Source organism: Lentzea kentuckyensis (assembly GCF_002150765.1).
In the GTDB taxonomy this organism is placed as follows: domain Bacteria; phylum Actinomycetota; class Actinomycetes; order Mycobacteriales; family Pseudonocardiaceae; genus Lentzea; species Lentzea kentuckyensis.
The window spans coordinates 95,607-115,569 of the sequence record NZ_MUYM01000038.1 but is presented as its reverse complement, the minus strand read 5'-3'; the positions used below and the strand labels follow the sequence as shown (position 1 = coordinate 115,569).

Annotated in this window: 21 protein-coding genes; 12 read left to right on the top strand and 9 right to left on the bottom strand. The window is 70.5% G+C overall.

Going from position 1 to position 19,963, the window contains the following annotated elements; all coding sequences use genetic code 11:
- Positions 1-21 precede the first annotated feature (21 nt).
- The gene (locus B0F77_RS19955; RefSeq protein ID WP_086664434.1) at positions 22-630 is read left to right on the top strand and encodes a hypothetical protein; all 609 of its coding nucleotides are present in this window, start codon (positions 22-24) and stop codon (positions 628-630) included.
- Between the two features lie 28 nt (positions 631-658).
- Here B0F77_RS19955 and B0F77_RS19950 read toward each other — a convergent pair whose 3' ends face one another.
- Positions 659-2,065 carry an MFS transporter gene (locus B0F77_RS19950; RefSeq protein WP_342746807.1) on the bottom strand — a complete coding sequence of 469 codons (1,407 nt, stop codon included), beginning with the start codon at positions 2,063-2,065 and terminating at the stop codon, positions 659-661.
- Between the two features lie 53 nt (positions 2,066-2,118).
- Between B0F77_RS19950 and B0F77_RS19945 the strand changes: the two genes are divergently transcribed.
- Entirely contained in the window at positions 2,119-2,820 is a 702-nt protein-coding gene (locus B0F77_RS19945; protein WP_086664432.1) for a TetR/AcrR family transcriptional regulator, read from the top strand.
- On the opposite strand, the gene B0F77_RS19940 is transcribed toward B0F77_RS19945, so the two are convergent.
- Positions 2,817-3,665: an alpha/beta hydrolase family protein gene (locus B0F77_RS19940; protein WP_245848423.1), complete on the bottom strand. Its 849-nt coding sequence runs from the start codon at positions 3,663-3,665 to the stop codon at positions 2,817-2,819. The two genes, B0F77_RS19945 and B0F77_RS19940, sit on opposite strands and share 4 nt — an antisense overlap.
- 172 nt (positions 3,666-3,837) lie before the next feature.
- Between B0F77_RS19940 and B0F77_RS19935 the strand changes: the two genes are divergently transcribed.
- Genes B0F77_RS19935 through B0F77_RS19925 form a run of 3 tightly spaced genes read left to right on the top strand, consistent with a single transcriptional unit; the run spans position 3,838 to position 7,743 of the window.
- Positions 3,838-6,216, top strand: coding sequence for a LuxR family transcriptional regulator (locus B0F77_RS19935; protein WP_143466830.1), 2,379 nt, complete (start codon positions 3,838-3,840; stop codon positions 6,214-6,216).
- Between the two features lie 16 nt (positions 6,217-6,232).
- The gene (locus B0F77_RS19930; RefSeq protein WP_086664430.1) at positions 6,233-6,646 is read left to right on the top strand and encodes an acyl-CoA thioesterase; all 414 of its coding nucleotides are present in this window, start codon (positions 6,233-6,235) and stop codon (positions 6,644-6,646) included.
- Positions 6,643-7,743, top strand: a complete 1,101-nt coding sequence (locus B0F77_RS19925; protein WP_086664429.1) for a zinc-binding dehydrogenase — start codon at positions 6,643-6,645, stop codon at positions 7,741-7,743. Before B0F77_RS19930 ends, B0F77_RS19925 begins: the two co-directional genes overlap by 4 nt.
- On the opposite strand, the gene B0F77_RS19920 is transcribed toward B0F77_RS19925, so the two are convergent.
- Genes B0F77_RS19920 through B0F77_RS19910 form a run of 3 tightly spaced genes read right to left on the bottom strand, consistent with a single transcriptional unit; the run spans position 7,733 to position 11,186 of the window.
- Positions 7,733-9,262: an acyl-CoA synthetase gene (locus B0F77_RS19920; protein WP_086664428.1), complete on the bottom strand. Its 1,530-nt coding sequence runs from the start codon at positions 9,260-9,262 to the stop codon at positions 7,733-7,735. The two genes, B0F77_RS19925 and B0F77_RS19920, sit on opposite strands and share 11 nt — an antisense overlap.
- Positions 9,262-10,383 (bottom strand): DUF5938 domain-containing protein, encoded by a 1,122-nt coding sequence (locus tag B0F77_RS19915; protein ID WP_086664427.1) that lies wholly within the window; start codon positions 10,381-10,383, stop codon positions 9,262-9,264. Before B0F77_RS19915 ends, B0F77_RS19920 begins: the two co-directional genes overlap by 1 nt.
- Positions 10,383-11,186, bottom strand: coding sequence for an SDR family NAD(P)-dependent oxidoreductase (locus B0F77_RS19910; RefSeq protein WP_086664426.1), 804 nt, complete (start codon positions 11,184-11,186; stop codon positions 10,383-10,385). The genes B0F77_RS19915 and B0F77_RS19910 overlap by 1 nt, the downstream gene beginning before the upstream one ends.
- A 134-nt stretch (positions 11,187-11,320) precedes the next feature.
- Between B0F77_RS19910 and B0F77_RS19905 the strand changes: the two genes are divergently transcribed.
- The 5 genes from B0F77_RS19905 (at position 11,321) to B0F77_RS19885 (ending at position 15,454) form a co-directional block, all read left to right on the top strand.
- Positions 11,321-11,968, top strand: coding sequence for a TetR/AcrR family transcriptional regulator (locus B0F77_RS19905; RefSeq protein ID WP_245848422.1), 648 nt, complete (start codon positions 11,321-11,323; stop codon positions 11,966-11,968).
- Between the two features lie 128 nt (positions 11,969-12,096).
- Complete coding sequence (locus tag B0F77_RS19900; protein ID WP_245848420.1) at positions 12,097-12,906, top strand: HD domain-containing protein; 810 nt, start codon at positions 12,097-12,099, stop codon at positions 12,904-12,906.
- Positions 12,906-14,063, top strand: a complete 1,158-nt coding sequence (locus B0F77_RS19895; RefSeq protein ID WP_086664425.1) for a glycosyltransferase — start codon at positions 12,906-12,908, stop codon at positions 14,061-14,063. The genes B0F77_RS19900 and B0F77_RS19895 overlap by 1 nt, the downstream gene beginning before the upstream one ends.
- A 110-nt stretch (positions 14,064-14,173) precedes the next feature.
- Positions 14,174-15,100: a hypothetical protein gene (locus tag B0F77_RS19890; protein ID WP_143466829.1), complete on the top strand. Its 927-nt coding sequence runs from the start codon at positions 14,174-14,176 to the stop codon at positions 15,098-15,100.
- A 9-nt stretch (positions 15,101-15,109) separates the two neighbouring features.
- On the top strand, positions 15,110-15,454 hold the full coding sequence (locus B0F77_RS19885; protein ID WP_086664423.1) for a sunset domain-containing protein: 345 nt from the start codon (positions 15,110-15,112) through the stop codon (positions 15,452-15,454).
- Positions 15,455-15,457: 3 nt separating this feature from the next.
- On the opposite strand, the gene B0F77_RS19880 is transcribed toward B0F77_RS19885, so the two are convergent.
- The gene (locus tag B0F77_RS19880; RefSeq protein WP_086664422.1) at positions 15,458-16,183 is read right to left on the bottom strand and encodes an anti-sigma factor; all 726 of its coding nucleotides are present in this window, start codon (positions 16,181-16,183) and stop codon (positions 15,458-15,460) included.
- Complete coding sequence (locus B0F77_RS19875; protein ID WP_086664421.1) at positions 16,180-16,782, bottom strand: sigma-70 family RNA polymerase sigma factor; 603 nt, start codon at positions 16,780-16,782, stop codon at positions 16,180-16,182. Before B0F77_RS19875 ends, B0F77_RS19880 begins: the two co-directional genes overlap by 4 nt.
- 200 nt (positions 16,783-16,982) lie before the next feature.
- Here B0F77_RS19875 and B0F77_RS19870 point away from each other — a divergent pair, with 200 nt between their 5' ends.
- Complete coding sequence (locus B0F77_RS19870; RefSeq protein ID WP_086664420.1) at positions 16,983-17,630, top strand: fasciclin domain-containing protein; 648 nt, start codon at positions 16,983-16,985, stop codon at positions 17,628-17,630.
- A gap of 49 nt (positions 17,631-17,679) precedes the next feature.
- Here the strand turns inward: B0F77_RS19870 and B0F77_RS19865 are convergent, their stop codons facing one another.
- Positions 17,680-18,927, bottom strand: a complete 1,248-nt coding sequence (locus B0F77_RS19865; RefSeq protein WP_086664419.1) for an FAD-dependent monooxygenase — start codon at positions 18,925-18,927, stop codon at positions 17,680-17,682.
- A 53-nt stretch (positions 18,928-18,980) separates the two neighbouring features.
- On the opposite strand from B0F77_RS19865, the gene B0F77_RS19860 reads away from it, so the two are divergent.
- Positions 18,981-19,553, top strand: a complete 573-nt coding sequence (locus tag B0F77_RS19860) for a TetR/AcrR family transcriptional regulator C-terminal domain-containing protein (RefSeq protein WP_086664418.1) — start codon at positions 18,981-18,983, stop codon at positions 19,551-19,553.
- On the opposite strand, the gene B0F77_RS19855 is transcribed toward B0F77_RS19860, so the two are convergent.
- Positions 19,542-19,913, bottom strand: coding sequence for a winged helix-turn-helix transcriptional regulator (locus tag B0F77_RS19855; RefSeq protein ID WP_245848418.1), 372 nt, complete (start codon positions 19,911-19,913; stop codon positions 19,542-19,544). The two genes, B0F77_RS19860 and B0F77_RS19855, sit on opposite strands and share 12 nt — an antisense overlap.
- Positions 19,914-19,963: the final 50 nt, after the last annotated feature.

Sequence of the window (19,963 nt, the reverse complement as noted above, 5' to 3'; positions counted from 1 at the left end):
AGTTCCCCGAGGAGTTCCGCAGTGACGCACGCCCGTGGCCCCCTGTTCATCGCCGCCGCCGCGACGGCTCTGTTCCTGTCGGGCTGCGGTTCCGAGACCACCGGCACAGCGGCGCCCGCGTCCACCACCGCCAGCACCACGACGTCGGAGGAGACGAGTTCGGCGGCCCCGGTGCCGACCGGTGACGCCACCGCCCCCGGCACGAAGCTGAAGGTCGGCGCCCGAGCGGTGATCCCGTACGCCGCGACGGACAAGAACGGCACGATCGCCGTCACCCTCACCGCCATCGAGCCGGGCGCCAAGGAGGACCTGGCGAAGTTCGGCGACAAGGCCAAGGGCATCACGCCGTTCTACCTGCGCGTCCGCGTCGAGAACCTGAGCGGCACCGACCTGCGCTACACCTCGGTGTCCCTGCGGGGCCTCGGAACGGATGGCAAGGGCACGGGCGTCATCATCTCCGGCGACACCCCGAAGTGCGACTCCACCAGCGCGCCGAAGACCTTCACGACGGCGGGCGCGTCCTACGAGACCTGTGTGCTGACCGCGGCGCCGGACGGGTCGAAGGTCGCCGCGGCCGAGTACAACCGCGGCGACGGCTACGACAAGTCGCCCGTGGTCTGGGAAAGCTGATCGAGCGCAACCGGTGGTGTCGACCGACTCAGGCGTTGCGCATGCGCAGGAACGCCCACATCACGAGAGCGGCCGACATCGCCGTCAACGTCAGGCTGCCCAGCGTGACGGCCAGTTCGAACTGGGCGGTCTGCGCACCGGTCCAGCCCGGTTGCGCGATACCGCCGGCGAACAGCACCGCCAGGATCGTGCCGCTGACCGCGATGCCGGTGGCGGACGTGACCTGTGAGGCGGTGTCGACGAGTGCGGCGCCGATCGAGGTCCGGTTCTCCGGCAGGCCCTTGAGGACGTTCACGCCCGCGACGACGCCGACCACGCGGATGCCCGCGGCGACCAGCATCAGGGCGGCCGCGACCGGGAGATAGCCCGTGCGCCCGAGCAGGGCGTAGACGGCGAGGCCGGCGACGACACACGCGGCGCCGAGGCCCACGGCCCGGTTGAGGCCGGCCCAGCGCACGAAACGGTTGGCCAGCGGGCCTCCCGCGATGAGGACGGCCACCTGCGGCAGCATGCCGGCGGCGGCGAGTGCGGGGGACCAGCCCCAGTCGAGTTGCAGCTGCAGCGTGACGAGGTAGGTGAGTCCGGCCGCCGCCAGACCGGTCGCGGCCTTGTAGGCGAGGCCGCTGGAGACCAGGGGACGGGCGACGAGTTTCAGGTCGAGCAACGGATGCGCGACCGTGCGCGCGCGAACGACGTACGACACCGCCGCCGCGATCGTCAGTGCCAGCGCGGTCCACGGCAGCCAGGATCCGGCGCCCTCCTCGACGAAGAACGTCGGCACGACGAGGGCGAGCACGATGGTCGCGGTGCCGAGCACGCCGCCGGGGAGATCCGCGGGACTGCGGTGCAGGTCGGTGTCGGCCCCGATGCCGCGGCTGATGCCGACGAACGCGAACACCGCGATCGGGACGTTGACCAGCAGCAACGCCTGCCACGGCGCGACGGTCAGCACGAACCCGCCGAGCGGCGGCCCGATCGCCAGGCCTACCAGGCCGATGGTGGAGATGAGCGACATCGCGCGCACGCGGAGGTCGTCGTCGCGGAACAGCCGGAAGGCCAGCGCGATCGAACCGGGCGTGGTCATCGCCGCCGCGACGCCCATCACCGAGCGGACGGCGATGAGTGCGGCCACCGAGGTGACGAACGCGGTCGCGAGGCTCGCGACGGCGAGAAGTGCCAGGCCGGCGAGCATCACGCGGCGGCGCCCGTAGCGGTCGGCGACGGCGCCGAACACCAGCATCAGGCCGCCGAACACCACGGCGTAGGAGTTCGACACCCACTCCAGTGCCGTGGTGGAGGCGTGCAGGTCGCGGCCGATCGCGGGCAGGGCGACGTTGAGGATCGAGTTGTCGAGCATCTCGAACAGGAACACGGCGGACAGTCCGGTGAGGGCGATCCACGCTTCTCCCAATGAAGGGGTGCGGGTAGTTGTCACGAACACTGTTCTACTCACGAACACTGTTCGGGTCAACTGGTAGGGTGGGTGGCATGAAGCGGAAGAGCTCACGCGAGGAGTGGGCGACCCAGATCGCGGCGCTGGAACACGCGGCCCCGGCGCGCAAGGAACCGATCACGGTCGACCGCATCCTCGCGACCGCGTTGCGGCTGGTGGAGACCGAGGGGTTCGACGCGCTGACGATGCGCCGCGTCGCCGCCGCCCTGGACACCGGGCCTGCGTCGCTCTACGCGCACGTGCGCAACAAGGCCGAGCTCGACGACCTGCTGATCGGCGTGCTCAGCAAGAACGTGGCGCTGCCCACGCCGGACCCAGCGCGGTGGCGTGAGCAGGTCGCCGACGTCTGCGGGCAGCTGCGCGACCAGTTCCTGCGGTATCCGGGGATCTCGCGCGCCGCGCTGTCGGCCGCCCCCACCAACCTCGACACGCTCCGGCTCACCGAGGGGCTGCTCGCGATCTTCCTGGCCGGCGGTGTGTCGCCGCAGTCCGCGGCGTGGGCGATCGACGCCGCGTTGTTGTACGTGAGCGCCTACACCTTCGAAGCGTCACTGCGACGGCACCCGGACCACGACGCGGACGCCCGCGTGATCGACCGCGAGGAGATGCTCGCGCGGCTGCGAATGCTGCCGGTGAGCCGTTTCCCGCACACGGTCGAACACGCGGACAAGCTGAACGCAGGCGATGAGCACGAACGGTTCGACTTCGCCCTTCAGCTGATGCTCCGTGGACTCTAGGAGTGCGGGCAGTTGCCCCGGTACTCCTCGATCAGCGCACTGGGGGCCGGCAGCGGGCAGAGGAACTGCTCGTAGCGGGTGTCGTTGTCGATGAACCGCTTGAGCCACGAGATGCTGTACTTCGCGATCGTCGTGTTGGGCGTGTTCGGCGCGAGGTGTGACGCGTTGTTGAGCTCCAGGTACGCCTTGTCCAATGTGGACGGCAAGCTGGTGTAGAACGGTTCGGAGTGCGAGGCGACCGGCGCGATGGAGTCGTTCTCGGCGCCGATCACCATCGTCGGCACCTGCACGGACGGCCAGCTCTTCGTGGTGTGCCACGCGGTCAGCGGGATCGCCGCCTGCAACGCCGGCCGCTGACTGGCCGCGCGCAGGGTGCCGCCACCGCCCATCGAGTGGCCCATGACGCCGAGCCGGGTGGCGTCGACGCGTGTCCGCACGGTGCTCTGCTGGGTCAGGTAGTCCAACGCGGCGAGGAGTTGCGTCGCGCGGCTGTCGGGCGGGTCCCAGGTCGAGATCGTGTCGATGGTGAACACGACGAAGCCCTGGGACGCGAGGCGCGGGCCCAGCCACGCGATGGCGGACTGTGGGCTGAGGAAACCGGGCGAGATGGCGATCGCGCCGAACGTGCCGTCGGCGGTGCTCGTCGGGTAGTAGATCGTGCCGCCGCCGAAGCCGGTGACCGGCGGTGGCACCGAGGTCTGGGACACGGCGAACGGCCCTTGCACCGCCTCGATGCTCGCCACGGTCGGCGCCGGGCCGCGTTCGTACGGGTTGGCCGCCGCCTGTGCGGTGCCGGTGACGAGTATCAGTGAGAGTGCGACAGGGATCAGGGCGCGGAGTTGCACAGCGATGTACACCTCATTCGGCAGGGGAACCGAGGACGTCTCGACCCTGCAAGCCCGGCGCGCCGGCCCGCATCGGTACAACCACCGGTCTGCCGCGGAAAAACTAACAGCGGTAGTTAAAAGTTGCCCGAACCCCTTCCGCAGGTGGTCCCGCCGCCGCGAGACTGGCTCGATGCTGCGAGACCGCGAGCGGCAGCGCGTCGCCGTCGACGCGTTGATCGACCGTGCGCGTGCGGGGTGCGGCGGGGTGCTGGTGCTGCGCGGAGAGGCCGGTTCGGGCAAGACGGCGCTGCTCGACGCGGTACGGCCCACCTATGACGCGCTGCTGTGCGTGGAGGTCCTCGCTCTCGATGACGACCTTCTGCGGCTCGCCCGCGATGTCGCCGGCACGCGAGCCGCGTTGCTCATCGCCACCGAGGGAGAGCCGCACGGGCTGCCGAGCGTCACCCTCGACCCGCTGGACCGCTCGGCGAGCCTGCTCGTGCTGCACGACCTGGTGCCGGGACTGCCCGCCACCCTCGCCGTGGATCTCGCCGATCTGGCCTGCGGAAACCCGCTGGCGCTGGTCGAGCTCGCGGGATCGCTCACGTCCGCCCAGCTCGGCGGCACCGCACCGGCGCCGGACGTGCTGCCGGAGACCAGTTCGCTGCGGGCTCGGCTGCGTGCCCGGTTCGCCGCGTTGTCACCCCGCGCGCGGCACGTCGTCGCGCTGGCCGCCGCGGACGAGGAGCTCGACGCCGAGGCGCTGGCGAGGCTGGACCCGGACGCCGTGGCGGAGGCCGGCACGTTGCTCGACCCGCGCAGGCTGATCCGGTCGGTGCTGCGGGCCGAGGTGCCGTCGGCGCTGAGATGGCGGGCGCACGCCGAGCTGGCGAAGTCGCTGCCGCCGGGTGCGCGGCGCACGTGGCACGAGGCGGTCGCGCACCAGAACACCGCCCTCGCCGGCGACCTCACCAAGCACGCCGAACACGCCCGCCGGTGCGGTGATTTCGCCACCGCGGCCCGCGACCACGGCCGTGCGGCCCAGCTGGTCACCGATCCCGAGGCGAAGGCCCGGTGCCTGCTCAACGCCGCCGCCGACCATCTGACGCATGGTGCGCCGCACCGGTCGCGGGCGGTCCTGCGCGGCGCGGTCCGGTTGACCGACGATCGCGAACTGATGGCGCTCGTCGACCTCCTCGTCGGAGGTATCGACCTGGGCGAGGGACTCCCGGACATCGCCGCCGACCGCCTGATCCGTGCCGCGAAGAGCCTGGTCGGTACGCGCCGGACGCTCGCGATCGCCGCGCTGGGGTTCGCGGGCGAGGCGGCGAACATCGCGGGTGACCAGCGCAGGCACACCGCCGCGGCGGAGTTCGCCAGGGCGATCCGGCGCGGCGACGAACCACCGGCCACCCGCCTCACCCTCGATCACCTGATCGGGATGTCCGCGACGTTCGCCGGACGGCACGAGGAGGCCCTGCCCGCACTGCGTGAGGTGGTCGAGCTCGCCGACGAGGTCCCCGGCGCCCAGGCACGGATCTGGGCGAGCCAGGCGGCGTACGTGCTGGGCGACGCGGGCCGCTCGCACGAGATGGCGACCAGCGCGGTCACGTCGGCGCGAGAGGGCGGACTGACCGCGCTGGTGCCGTGGGCGTCGATGTACCGGGCGCTGTCGGCGTTGTTGCTGGACCAGCACGACGCGGCGCTGACCGCGGCCACCGAGGGCGTGCACGCGGCGACGGCGATCGGTCAGCACAACGCGGTGATCGACCACCTGACGATCCTCGCCCTGCTGGCGGCGTTGCGCGGCGACGCGGACAGCGCGCTGCACCGCATCGACACCGCCACCGAACACATGACCCGGCGTGGACTCATCCGGCCCGGCACCCTCCGCGCGTGGGCGTTCGCGTGCGTCGACCTCACGCGCGACCGGCCAGCCGACGCCCTGGCCCGGCTGCGGTTGCATTCCGGTCATGTCGGCATCAAGGTGATGGCCGCGCCGCACGTCGTGGAGGCCGCCGTCGCCTGCGGTGAACCGTCCACAGGGGACAGAGCGCTCGCCCGGTTCGAGAAGTGGGCGGACATCACGGGGAGCGCGGCACGGCTGGCCCTCTCACACCGGTGCCGCGCCCTGCTGGCGACCGGGACCGCCGACGAGCACTTCGAGGAGGCGATCCGGCTGCACCGAGCCAGCGGCACCGCCATGGAGCTCGCCAAGACCGAGCTGCTGTACGGGAACCGGCTCCGCAGAAGCCGCAAACCCAAGGCGGCACGCGAACATCTGCGGGACGCCGTGCGCATCTTCCAGTCCTACCAGGCTGATCACTGGACCGCGCGCGCCCAGGCCGAGCTGCGCGCGGCCGGTGACCCCACCGGTGAACCGAAGGACCACCCGGCGCTGACGCCGCAGCAGGCGCAGATCGCCCGGCTGGTCGCCGAGGGCGCCACGAACCGCGAGGTCGCCGCGCGGTTGTTCCTGAGCCACCGCACGGTCGAGCACCACCTGCGCAACATCTTCGCGCGGCTCGGCGTACGGTCACGGGTCGAGCTCACCCGGAGGCTCGACTGACGACGATGGAGGTCGTGTGCGCGACGACTACCGGCACTGGCAGCGGATTCCGACCCGGTGGGCGGACAACGACGTGTACGGACACGTGAACAACGTCGTCCACTACGCGTTCATGGACACCGTGATCAACACGTGGCTGATCGAGGCGGGCCTGGACATCCAGGCCGGGCAGCAGATCGGGCTGTGTGTGGAGTCCCACTGCAACTACCGCGCCTCGGTGTCCTTCCCGGACGCGCTGGACGCTGGGCTGCGCGTCGGGCACCTCGGCCGGTCGAGCGTGCGGTACGAGGTCGGGTTCTTCCTGGAGGGAAACGCCGACGTCGTGGCGGAAGGCCATTTCGTGCACGTGTTCGTCGACCGCACGACCCGCAAGCCGGTGGAGATCCCGGCGAACCTCCGCACGGCGATGGAAGGTCTGGTGATCGCGTGAGGACGCGAGGCGCGGTGCTGACCGGCGTCGGCGGGCCGCTCGAGATCGTCGACCTCGAACTCGACCCGCCCGGCCCCGGCGAACTGCTCGTCAAGGTCCACGCCACCGGCCTGTGCCACTCGGACCTGTCCGTGATCGACGGATCGCGCATCCGGCCGTTGCCCATGGTGCTCGGTCACGAGGCGGCGGGCGAGGTCGTCGAGGCAGGGCCGAACGCCGAGTTCAAGCCGGGCGACCACGTCGTGATGTCGTTCGTGCCCGCGTGCGGCGCCTGCCGTCGTTGTGCTTCCGGACGGCAGGCGTTGTGCGAACCGGGCGCCGCCGCGAACCGCGACGGCACCCTCCTCAGTGGACACCGCCGGTGGACGCTCGCGGACGGCACCCGGCCGCACCACCACCTCGGCGTGTCCGGATTCGCCGAGTACACCGTCATTTCCGACCGCTCGGCGACGCGAGTGCCATCGGACCTGCCACTCGACATCGCCGCCCTGTTCGGCTGCGCGGTGCTGACCGGCGCGGGTGCCGCGTTCTACAGCGCCCAGGTGGTACCGGGGGAGAAGGTCGCGGTGTTCGGCCTCGGCGGGGTCGGCCTCGCCGCGGTGCTCGCGGCCGTCACGGCCGGCGCGACCCAGGTCGTCGCGGTGGACGTCGTCGAGCACAAACGGCGGCTCGCCCTCACCCTCGGCGCGACGCACGAGGTCCCAGGCGGCCCGGACGTCGTCGAACACGTCCGAGAACTCACGAACGGTGGTGCCGACAAGGTCATCGACACCACCGGAGTCGCGGCCGTGCTCGAACAGGCTTATGCCGCAACGGCTGTCGGCGGCACCACGGTCACGGTCGGCCTGCCGCACCCGGATCGCACCGTCACCCTTCCCGCGCTGAACCTGGTCGCCGAGGAACGCACGCTCAAAGGCAGTTACCTCGGCTCGTGCGTGCCGCGCCGGGACGTGCCCCGGTTCGTCGACCTGTACCGGGCGGGCCGGTTGCCGGTCGACGGGCTGCTGTCCGGGCGGCTCGGCCTGGACGAGGTCAACGACGGGTTCGCGAGGCTCGCGTCCGGCGAGGCGGTCCGGCAGGTCGTGATCATGGCCTGAGCCGTTGCCTGATCTCGGCTTTGAGCACCTTGCCCACCTTGGACCGCGGCAGGTCGGGCCAGATCTCGACCTGCTTCGGCGCCTTCACGCTGCCCAGCTGCTCCTTCACGAACGCGATCAACGCGTCCTCACTGGCGTCACCAGCGGCGCGCAGCTGCACGACCGCGGCCACCCGCTCGCCCCACTTGTCGTCCGGAAGACCGACAACAGCGCTGTCCTGGACCGCCGGATGGGCCTGCAACGCCTTCTCGACCTCGGCCGAGTAGACGTTGAACCCGCCAGTGATGATCATGTCCTTCGCGCGGTCGACGATGTACAGGAAGTTGTCCTCGTCGAGATAACCGATGTCACCGGTGTGGTGCCAGCCGTGCGCGCTCACCTCGGCGGTGGCCGTCGGGTTCTCGTGGTACCCGGCCATCACCAACGGCCCGCGGACGACGATCTCACCGCGCTCACCGGGAGGCAGCAGCGCGCCGTCCGGAGCCATGATCGCGACCTGGGTCAGCGGCGTCGGCCTGCCCGCCGACGACAACCGCGCGGTGGCGATCGACCCGTCGGGCAGGAAGTGGTCGGCGGGGGCCAGGGTGGAGATCATGTTCGGTGCCTCGGTCTGCCCGAACAGCTGGCCCAGTACCGGCCCGATCCGCCGCAGCGCCTCGGTCAGCCGCACCGGGGACATCGGCGCGGCGCCGTACCAGAGGCAGCGCAACGAGGTCAGGTCTGTCGAGTCCAGGGCCGGGTGGTCGAGCAGGCCGTAGATCACCGTCGGCGGCAGGAACGCGTGCGTGATCCGGTGCTCCTCGATCAGCCGCAGGAACTCGCCGAGGTCCGGCGCCGGCATGATCACGGTCTCTCCGCCCAGCGCCATGATCGGGAACGTGAGCACGCCCGCCGAGTGCGTGAGCGGCGCGAGCGCCAGGTAACGCGGCCGCTCGCCGAACGGGTAGCTCATCAGGGTCAGCGCGGTCGCGGTCTGCAGGTTGTGGCCGGTCAGCCGCACGCCCTTGGGCCGGCCGGTGGTGCCGCCGGTGCCCGCGAGCACGCAGAGATCGTCCGGCGGCGTCACCGGCTCCGGCTCCCGGCCGTGTTTCGCCAGCCACTCGTCGAACGTGACAGCGCCGTCGACCTCACCGTCCAGGCACACCAGCGTGGTCAACGCCGGCAGGTCGCCGTGGATGCGTTCGACGAGTGGCGCGAACTTCGCCTGGAAGAACAGGCATCGGCAGCCGAACAGGTCGAGCAGCTCTCGGTTCTCCGCCGCCTCGTTGCGGGGGTTGACCGGGCACCACACCGCGCCGGCCCGCGAGATGCCGAACACGCAGGTGAGGGCGAGGGGGTCGTTGGCGGAGAGCACCGCGACCCGGTCTCCCGGCCTGATTCCGCTGTCCTGCAACGCTCCCGCGATCGCGCGGGAACGTTGCCGCACCTCGGCGTAGGACTGGGAGACGTCTCCGATGGTCAGACAGGGCGCGTCGGCACCGAGCGACGCGCCCTTGTCGAGGTAGTCGCAGAGCCGCATCAGCGGTGCACCTCGTGGATCGGGTCCAGCACGAGACCGAACGACCGCAGCGCGCCCAGCAGCTCCCGATGGCCGAACGCCTGGCAGCCCGACGCGAACCCGACCCGCCGCGGCACGTCCTGCAACAGGTGCACCGCCGCGTGCACGTTCAGCAACGCCGTCTGCTTGTAGTTGCAGTTGCCGTGGATGACGCAGTGCGCGCGCCCGAGCGGTCCGGAAGCGTGCACGGAGTCCAGCGAGATGTTGATCCGCGGGTTCTCGCGTGGCGGCATCTCACTGCGCACCTGCGCGGAGAACTCGTCGACGATCTGGTACTTCTCCGCGTCCGACTTGCCCTCCATCTGCTGGAGTGCGGCGGTGACGATCTGCGGCACACCGAGCATCAACGGCCGGTTGAACACCCCGCCGAGCGCCCGCACCGACGCCACGCGCGGATCCTTCTTGAACCACACCGGATGCGCGGTGCCGCCCCACGGCAGCGCCAGGCCCAGTTCGTGCTGGCCGGGCACCACGAGCTCGTACAGTCCCGCGTCCGCCGGCCATTCCACGTACTGGTTCTGTTCGAGGTAGTAGGCCTTCGCGAACGCGGCGTTGGTGAGGATCGTGTTGGTCGAAGCGACGGTGGGATAACCCTTCCAGAACACCCCGATGTCCAAAGTGTCCAGTCCGGGCTCCTCCAGGCAGATCTGCGCGGCGATCTCGCCGACCGTGTACATCTGCGCGAGGCCGGGGGACAGCAACAGGTTCTGCCTGGCGAACTCGGCGCCGTACTGCGCGTCGGCGTCGATCATCCAGTCCTGCTCGCCGTTGGTGTCGGTGTAGTGCGCACCGACGTTGAGGCTCGCCCGCACCGCTTCGTGGCCGTAGCGGGAGAACGGCCCGACGGTGTTCAGCACGACCTGGGCCCCGGTGAACGCCTCGGTCAGCGCCGCCTCGGTGTGTTCGACCTCCAGGATCTCGTGGTCGACGGTCTCGATGCCGGGCACCGCGTCGACGGCTTCCTTGACCCGCTTGCCGTCCCGGCCGGCGGCGAGGAACGGCACCCCGTACTCGCGCAGGTACTCGCAGATCAGACGTCCCGTGTAGCCGGAGGCGCCGTAGACGACGACAGGCTTGTCCATCACATCCCCATCCCGCCGTCGACCGGAAGACCAGCTCCGGTGATGAACTTCGAAGCGTCGGAGGCGAGGAACACCACGGCGTCGGCCATGTCGTCGACCTGCCCGAGCCGGCCGAGCGGCGTCAGCTCCACCACCGCGCCCGCGGCGGCCTCCGGTGAGGGGAACAGGCCGAGCTCGGCGCAGTCGACGGCCAGCTGGTTGCCCATCGCGGTGGGTGTGAGGCCGGGGTAGATGCAGTTGACCCGCACGCCGTAGCCGAGCTTGCCGGACTCCGCGGCCGCCACCCTGGTCAGCCGGTCGATGGCGGACTTGGTCGCCGAGTAGACGCTGATGCCGGGGAAGGCGATGGTCGCCGCGACCGATGCCACGCTGATGATCGAACCGCCGTTGCCAGCCGCGCCACCGGGACGCATCGCGCGCAGCCCGTGCTTCATGCCGAGCGCCGTGCCGAGCACGTTGACGTCGAGCATCTTGCGGATGTCGGGCGTCTTCAGCTCCGTGATCAAACTGGTGATCTCGACGCCTGCGTTGTTGACGAGGATGTCGAGCCCGCCGATCGCGTCGACCGCCGTGCTGACCGCCGAGGCCCAGCTCTCGTCGTCGGTGACGTCCAGCGGCACGAACTCCACGGTCGCGCCCGAGTCACGCAGCGTCTGGGCGGTCTGCTTGCCCTCGTCCTCCAGAACGTCGCCGATCAGCACCGACGCGCCGGCCGCGGCCAGCGCCTCGGCCATGCCCGCGCCCAGTCCTCGCGCACCTCCGGTGACCAGCGCTTTCCGCCCGTTCAGCTGATAACTCGTCATTGCGACGCCTCCTCAGTGAGTTGGCTCACACCCTAGCTGCGGCTTGACAGTCGTCAAGTTTTTCTTTGACAACTGTCCAAGATTCTTTGGACGACTGGTCAGCCATTGTCGTGATCGGCGTTAGGATCCGAGACGTGACAGACGTCGCTGAGGGCAAGGTCGCGCAGAGCAAGCAGGACCGCATCGCCCGCCGGCAGGTCGACAAGTTCGACGCCCGGCGGACCGAGCTCGCCGTGGCGACCCTGCACACGCTCGCCGAACTGGGCTACGCCCGCACCAGCCTGCGGGAGATCGCGCAGAACTCCGAGTTCTCGCACGGCGTCCTGCACTACTACTTCGCCGACAAGCGCGACCTGATCACCGAGGCCGTCCGCCAGTACGAGGTCGTCTGCGTGACGCGGTACGACGAGGTGGTCGCCCACGCCGTCACGTCGGAGCAGCTGCGGTCCGAGTTCGTGGCGATGTTCTTCGACACCCTCGGCCAGGACGCCACGCTGCACCGGCTCTGGTACGACCTGCGCAACCAGAGCCTGTTCGACGCGTCGTTCCGGGCGGACGTGCTGGAGATCGACAGCCACCGGGAAGCCATGGTGTGGCGGGTGATCAGCCGGTACGCCGAGCTGCTGGGCGGGTCGGTCGCGGGGTCTTCGGCCGCTGTCTACGTGACGCTGGACGGGGTGTTCCAACGCGCGCTGCTACACCACTTGGCGGATGACGCCGCCACCGTTGCGCAGCTACGCGCTGAGCTGCCGGCCGTGATGGACCTGCTCGTACACCCGTGAGCTGGCCATGAACGGCGCTTTCGTGGACCTCAGGTCCACGAAAGCGCCGTTCATGGCCAGCGATAGATCGGTACGGGGGCGAGCCGGGACTACGGTGGTCGGGGTAGTGACGGTGGAAGGCGGATGACGTGCTGACGACCACGACGGCGGACGTGCGGCGGCAGGTGGACGAGCGGATCAGGCGGCTGGAGTCGCGGCTGGTCCGGGAGCACGACGAGGTGCCACCGAGCCTGGTGCACGAGTGGATCGAGCGCGCCAACGCGCGGTTCGGTGACGCTCGGGTGCGGGACTTCGTGCCGTTGCTGGTCGAACGCGCGGTGCGGGCGTCCGCGCTGGACTTCTCGGCCGAGGTGCCGGAGGTGTCGGGGACCTGGCTGTCGGACTGGGCGCGCAACACCGCGCGACGGCTGCTCGCCGCCGAGTTGCCGCGCCGGTGGGCGCACACGGCCGGGGTGGCGCGCCGGGCTGGGCAGGTGGCGCGGGTGCTGCCGGTCGAGGAGCGCGAGCTGCTGGTCGCGGCCGCGTGGGTGCACGACATCGGGTACGCCTCGGAGCTCGTCGACACCGGCCTGCACTCCCTCGACGGGGCGCACTACCTGCTGCGGGCCGGACTCGACCGGCGGGTGTGCGGGCTGGTGGCGCATCATTCCGGCGCGTCGGCGGTGGCCGAGCTGACCGGGCTGGGTGAGCGGCTCGCGGAGTTCGGCGACGAACGCGGCAGGCTGCGGGACGCGCTCTGGTACGCCGACATGACGACCAGCCCGGACGGTCATCCGACGACGGTCGAACAACGGCTCGCCGAGATCCGGCGGCGGCGTGGGCCGGACGATCCGGTGGTGCGGGCGCTCGACCTCAACGTCGGCGAACGGCTGGCGGCGGTGCGGCGCGTCCACCGGCTGCTGCGCCGGACGTACCAGCCGGTCCGCGACCGCGGCTGATGCGCGTCGCGGTCGTCTCCGGGGGCGATCCGGGGCACGTCGTGCCGGCGATCGCGTTGTGCCTGAGGTTCGCGGCGGCCGGCGACACCCCGGTACTGCTCACCGGCGATCGATGGGTCGGCGCCGCGGCGGACGAGGGGATCACGGCGGCACGGGTGACCGGTCTGGCGCTGGCCGACCTGCGGGACGCCGAGGATCTCGGCCGCGCGCTGCACGACCAGGCCGCGGAACTGGCGTCCAAACTCACCCCGCAGCTCGCGGCGATCGATCCCGACCTGGTGGTGTGCGACGTGCTGGCGTTGGGCGCGAGCATGGCCGCGGAACTGCTCGGCGTGCCGTGGGCGCAACTCTCGCCGCACCCGCTGTACGAGCCGTCACGGGCGTTGCCGCCGATGGGCAGCGGGCTGGCCGCGGGTGTCGGGGTCCGGGGCAGGCTGCGGGACTCGGTGCTGCGGGCGATGACGGCCAGGTCGATCCGGCAGGGGGAACGGCAGCGCGCTGTTGTACGGCAGCGGATCGGTCTGAGCGCACGGGGCGCGGGCCCGGCGGTGCGGTTGATCGCCACGTTGCCCGCGTTGGAGGTGCCGCGCCCCGACTGGCCCCGCAACGCGCACGTGGTCGGGCCGCTGTTGTGGGAGGCGAGCCGGGAACGGATGAGTCCGCCGCCGGGTGACGCTCCATTGGTGATGGTCGCGCCGTCGACGGCCTGGACCGGTGCTGCCGACATGGCCGGCATGACGCTCGACGCGCTGCGGGACCTGGGTGTGCGGGCGGTGGTGTCGACGTTCGCGCCGCCACCGGGCGAGCTGCCGGCGTGGGTGCGGTCGGGGCCTGGCAGGCAGGACGAGTTGCTGCGCGCGTCGTCGGTGCTGGTGTGTGGCGGTGGGCACGGGATGCTGGCCAAGGCGTTGCTGGCCGGGGTTCCCGTCGTGGTGGTGCCGGGTGGTGGCGACCAGTGGGAGATGGCGAACCGGGTGGCGAGGCAGGGGAGCGGGGTGATCGTGCGTCCGGCCACTGTGGACGATCTGCGCGCCGCCGTGGCGCGGGTGCTGGGTGATTCGCGGTTCGCCGCCGCCGCGGCTCGTGCGGCGGCGACGGTGGACGAGGTGCGCGATCCCGTCGAGGTGTGCCGCGCGGTGCTGAGGGTCGCCACCTGACCGGGTGAAGTTCTGTCCAAACGGTGGCAGCGATTGGATTTTCGGTATCGCGGTCCGGTAATCCCTGCGCCGTGCGTCTTCCTCACGCGGTTTGGATCAGTGGGCTGTTGGTGCCCGCGCTGCTCGCCGCCACCGGCGTGTTCGTGTACGGCAACGACGTCGAACGGACGTTGTACACCGATGTGCGTTCGGCGCTGAGCAAGGCCGGCTATCACGGCGTTGTCGAGGTGAGCGGCCGTTCGGTCGTGGTGAGTGAAGTGTCGCCGCGGTCCGTGGACGCGGTACGCGCCGTGGTCTCTGACGTGTCCGGTGTCAGCAGCACCGACGTACGGCCCGCAGGACCCGAACAGCTGCTCGTCGCCGTGCGCGGTGGCGAGATCCTGTTGTCCGGCGCGGTCGCCGACGACACCGAGCGCGTGGCGTTGCTCAACGCGGCGAAGGCCGACGACCACCGGGTGACGGCCGCGCTCCGGCTCGGCGGCACGCTGCCCGTCCCGCCGGCCGTGGTCGGGCGACTGGTGTCGGCGGCGTTGTCCGCCAAGGTGTCCGAGGTGACCACGACCATCCACAACGGACAGGTCGCGATCGCCGCCCGCGTGCCGGACGAAGCCCGTGCGACCGCGGTCCGGGACGCGGTCCGGCAGGCCGCGAACGGACTGCAGATCACGGACCGCGTCGAGGTCGGACCGTCCGCGTCCGCCGGTGACCTGAACGTCGAGGCGCTGCACGACTCGATCAACCGGCTGGTGAACGGCAACGGCGCCATCCGGTTCGTGCAAGGCACTACGGCGTGGGAAGGCCACGGCCCGGTGCTCGTCCAACGCGTCGGTCGCATGCTTCTCGTCGCACCGCGCGCCTCGATCACGTTGGTGGCACACGGCACCGACCCCGCGATGGCCACGACACGCGCGGAGATGGTCCGCGATGTGCTCGTGGGCCAGGGCGTGTCGCCCGCGCTGATCGCACTTGAGACCCGTCCCGCCCCCGACGGCGAGTACGACCCGGCCCTGCGCCAGGTCGACGTCGTAGTCCGCTAGGAGTTCGTCGTGCTCTGGTTGTTCTCGCAGATGTTCCTGCTCTGCCTGGTGTCCTTCGGCGTCGGTTCGCTGATGACCTGGCTGTCGGTGCGCAACCGGCTGCGCCCTGAGCAGCCGTTGCCCCGGCTGGCCCTGCCCGCGCCGAGGCGTGCCGCGCCCGAGGAAGTGGTCGTGGAGCAGCCGCCGGTCACGCAGTCGTTGCCGGTCAAGGGGAACTCGAAGACGATGGTGTACCACACCTCCGATTCCCCTTACTACAACCGGATGAAGGGCGACATGGCCTTCACCTCGGAGACGGAGGCCGTCGCCGCGGGCTACCGGATGTGGACCACCAAGGCCCGTGTGAAGGTGTGACCGTCACACGAGCGAGATGACCATCATGGGTGGACTGGTCGGAGTCGCGGAACCTCCCTGCGGCTCCACGGTCAACGCCACCTTTTCCGCGCCGGACACTCCTGACGCCATCAGCGGAGCCGACCCGGTCGCGGGCAGCACTCCCGCTGGGCGGGGGCCGTCGGCGCCGATCATCCACAGCTGGTAGACCCGGTCGGTGGGTGGTGCGGGCAGATTCCGGCTCAGGAACAGCATTTCGTCCCGGCTCGCCGACACGACCGCGGTTCCCGTGGCGCCGTCCGGACCAGTGGCGCTGACCAGCCGGACGTCCGGGGTGGCCAGGAAATCGGTGAACTGGCTGTACTCGCGGGAGATCTGGGCCAGCGTGTCGCTGTCCTCGCTCGGCCCAAGTCCCTGCACCGTCAGGACGACCGCCGCGACCAGACAGGCGGCCGCGAGCAGCCCGCCCAGGCCGCGCAGGCTCCGGGCGCGGGCCACGCGTGCCGTTCGCGGTGGCAGCTGGCGGGTTTCGGCAGCGGCCGCCAGCACCCGCGCGCGCAGTTGCGGAGGTGGCGGGGAGGCGACCGCCGCACCCAGCCGGGCCGCCGTGGCGGTGAGCTCGGCGACCTCCGTGGCGCAGCAGCCGCAGCGGGAGAGGTGGGTGTCGAACGCCGCTCTTTCGGTGTCCGACAACGCGTTCACGGCGTAGGCGCCGGTGAGCGTGTGCAGGTCTGCGGATGTGCTCCTCATCCGGTCACCCCCATGCAGTCGCGGAGTCTGATCAGCCCGTCGCGCATCCTGGTCTTGACCGTGCCGAGCGGCAGCCCCAGCAGGCTCGCGACCTCCGGATACGAATAGCCCTGGTAGTAGGCGAGCAGCACGGACTCGCGCTGCAGATCGGTCAGGAAGCTCAGGCAACGGCGCACCTGCCGTTGTTCCAGGCGGCCGTTGACCTGTTCGCTGACCTCGTCGAACGGCCTCTCGGTGTCCAGGCGCGCCACGCGGTCCTCGCGGTGCGTGGCGGCCTGGGCGGACCGGACGCGGTCGACGGCGCGCCGGTGCGTCAGGGTCAGGATCCAGGTGTTGGCGCTGCCCTTGCCAGGATCGAACCTGGTGGCTGTTCGCCACACCTCGAGCATCACCTCCTGGAACACCTCCTCCGACTGCGCCTGGTCTCGCACGATCCGTCTGATCAGGCCGAACACCGAGCTGGACACGTGGTCGTACAACCTCTCGAACGCGGCCTCGTCGCCCCGTGCGACCAGGGCCAGCAGGTCGTCGGCCGCGAGCTCGGCCGGGCGGTCGTCGTCGCGTGGAATGCTTTGCAGCGACCGCTCACGCTTCTGCATCGGGTGTCCTCTCCACGGCGTCGTCCTCTGGTGTTCGCAGCGGAGGCCTCGATGGATCGGTCTCGAATGAGGAAAACGGTCTGACCGTCGACTGTGGACAGTGGGCTTGGTAACGGATCGGTAACCGCACCCATCCGTTCCTCGAATGGTGGCGAATCACGGGCAGCAACCGCTCGGCCACTCTTTGGAGATGTCCTGTCATGAACAAGACCGTCCGCAGCACCGCCCTGGCCATCGGCGCCGTCTCGCTCACCCTGCTCGCCGGCGCCTGCGGTTCGGGCGACATGGCGAGCAGCAGCAACTCCAGCGCCGCGCCCACCCCGACGACGACGTCGTCCGCCGCGATGGCCGACCCGGCCAAGGATCTCGTCGGTCCCGGCTGTGCCGACTACGCGAAGCAGGTCCCGTCCGGTGCCGGTTCCGTGTCGGGCATGGCCGCCGACCCGGTCGCCGTCGCCGCGAGCAACAACCCGCTGCTCACGACGCTGGTCAGTGCGGTGTCCGGCAAGCTGAACCCGAAGGTGAACCTGGTCTCGACGCTCAACGGCGCCGAGTTCACGGTCTTCGCGCCGGTCGACTCGGCGTTCGCGAAGATCGACGCCGCGACGATCGAGAAGCTCAAGACCGACGACGCGCTGCTGACCAAGATCCTGACCTACCACGTCGTCCCCGGCCAGATCTCGCCCGACAAGATCGCCGGTGACCAGAAGACGGTGCAGACCGGCACGGTGAAGGTCAGTGGTTCCAAGGACGCGCTGAAGGTCAACGACGCCAACGTGATCTGCGGTGGCGTGCACACCGCGAACGCGACCGTCTACCTGATCGACTCGGTGCTGCTGCCCCAGTGATGTTGTACCGCAGCACCTTCAGCGGATGAACGGATCGGCCGGACGGTCATCACTTCGGCGCGGGAGCCGCCAGGTGTCCGTCCGGCCGCAGCAACCCCTCCTCGGTCTCGACGTGCTCGCCGGTGCGCAGCCGCTCGAAAAGCCGCAGGCCGCCCACGCGCCGACCGGTCTCGTAGGTGACACCGAGTCCGGACAGCCGCTCGGCGAGCACCTTCGACATGTCGGGCGCCGTCGAGATCAACTGGCTGAGGACCGCGCGGAGTGCTTGTCCCTCAGGGGAGAACGTCGTCATCAACGCGGTCTGCGCCCTGGTGTGTTCGAGCAGTTCCGCACCGACCGGGTGCCGCTCGCGGTGATAGGTGTCCAGCAGGCTGTCGTCCGCCCGCCCGGTGACGACCGCGGCGAGCTTCCAGCCGAGGTTGTGCGCGTCCTGGATGCCCACGTTCATGCCGACGCCACCGGTGGGGAAGTGCATGTGCGCGGCGTCTCCCGCGAGCAGGACGTTGCCCTTGCGGTAGGTCGCGGCCTGCCGGGTCGCGTTGCTGAACCTCGACAGCCACACCGGATCGCGCATGCCGAAGTCGGTGCCGGCGATGCGCCGCACCGTCGTGCGCAACTCGTCGAGGGTCAGGTCGCCTGGCCGGTCGGACCGGTTCGCGGTGGGATCCCCGCCGACCAGCCGGTGGCGTCCGCCCGGCAGCGGCACGACCATCAGCCCGCCGTCCGGGCCCGTGACGTTCGCGAACCCCCGCGCGGGCGGGTCGTCCAGGACCACGTCGCCCAGCCAGCCCCACGTCGTGGGCCCGGTGCCCGGGAAGTCGATGCAGGCGGCCGTCCGGACGGTGCTGCGCGTGCCGTCGCAGCCGACGACGTAGCGCGCCTCGACCACCTCTCCGTCCGACAGCACCACGCCGTCCTCGGTCAGCCCGGTCACCTCGCGGCCCCGGCGGATGGTCACGCCCATGCGTTCGGCGCGGGCTTCGAGCAGTTCCTCGGTGCGGGCCTGCACGAGCACCAGCGTGAACGGGTACGGCGTGTCCAGCGCCGAGAAGTCGAGCCGGGCCGGCAGGCCCGCGAAGTGCCCGTCCGGAATCCGGATGCCCTCCTCCAGGAATGGTGCCACGACCCCGCGGCTGTCGAAGACCTCCAGCGTGCGCGGGTGAATCGTGAGCGCCTTCGAGTTCGGGTCCCGCTCCTGCCTGGACTCCAGCACCGTGACCGACGCCCCGCCCAGCCTCAGCTCGCCGGCCAGCCACAACCCGGTCGGCCCGGCTCCGACCACGACAACGTCCTGCATGCGACACCTCTCTTGGTCACTGACCAACAAGTCCTTTCGAGTAGACTTGGTCAGTGACCAAGAGTCAAGCCGATGTCGTGCGCACCGCACTGGAGCTCCTCGACGAGGAAGGAGCCGGCGCCGTCACGTTGCGCGCGATCGCCCGCCGCCTCGGGGTGCACATGAACTCCGTGGTGTGGCATGCCCGCAGCAAGGTCCGCCTGGCCGAGCTCATGGCCGACGCGATCGTCGCCGGCACCTCGCTCGACGGTCTTCCGGACGACTGGCACGCCCGCGCCACCGAGATCGCCCGCCGCTACCGCCGCGCTCTGCTCGCGCACCGCGACGGCGCCGCCGTCGTGGCCGGCACCTACGCGAACGAGCCCGCGACGCTGGACGTCGCCGAGGCGTTCGTCGCGGCGCTGCTCGACGGTGGCCTGTCCGAACGTGAAGCCGCGTGGACCTGTTGGGGCGTCATCTACTTCATCCTGGGGCTGTGCCAGGAGGAACAGGCCCTGTCACAGCGTTCGTCCGGCGAGCTCACGCCGGGGGAGCGCCCCGCGTTGGAGAAGGTGCTGCCGTTCCTCGCCGAGGAGTCGTTCGAGGAGCGGTTCGAGTTCGGCGTCGCGAAGCTACTAGCTCGCTGAGTCGCGGTTCGCGTTGATCTCGTCGCGGTGCTCGATCGCCCACTCGGCCAGCGCGATCACCAGCGGCACCAGCGTCCTGCCCAGCGCGGTCACCTCGTACTCGACGCGCGGCGGCACCTCGGGGTAGGCCGTGCGGCTGACCAGGCCGTCCTCGACGAGGTGTTTCAACGTCAGGGTGAGCATGCGCTGGGAGATGCCGGTGATCGTCTTCTCCAGCTCGCCGAAGCGCAGCGGCCCCGACCGCAACGCGCCCATGGCCAGCAGGCTCCACTTGTCGCTGATGCGGTCCAGTACCTCCCGGACCGCGCCGCCGTCGTTCAACGGCGGCGGACAGGTGCGCGTGTGCGTGATCCCGGCCACAGCCCACCTCGCCTTCCTGGACACATACATCGATGTGCCTTTTGCAGAAC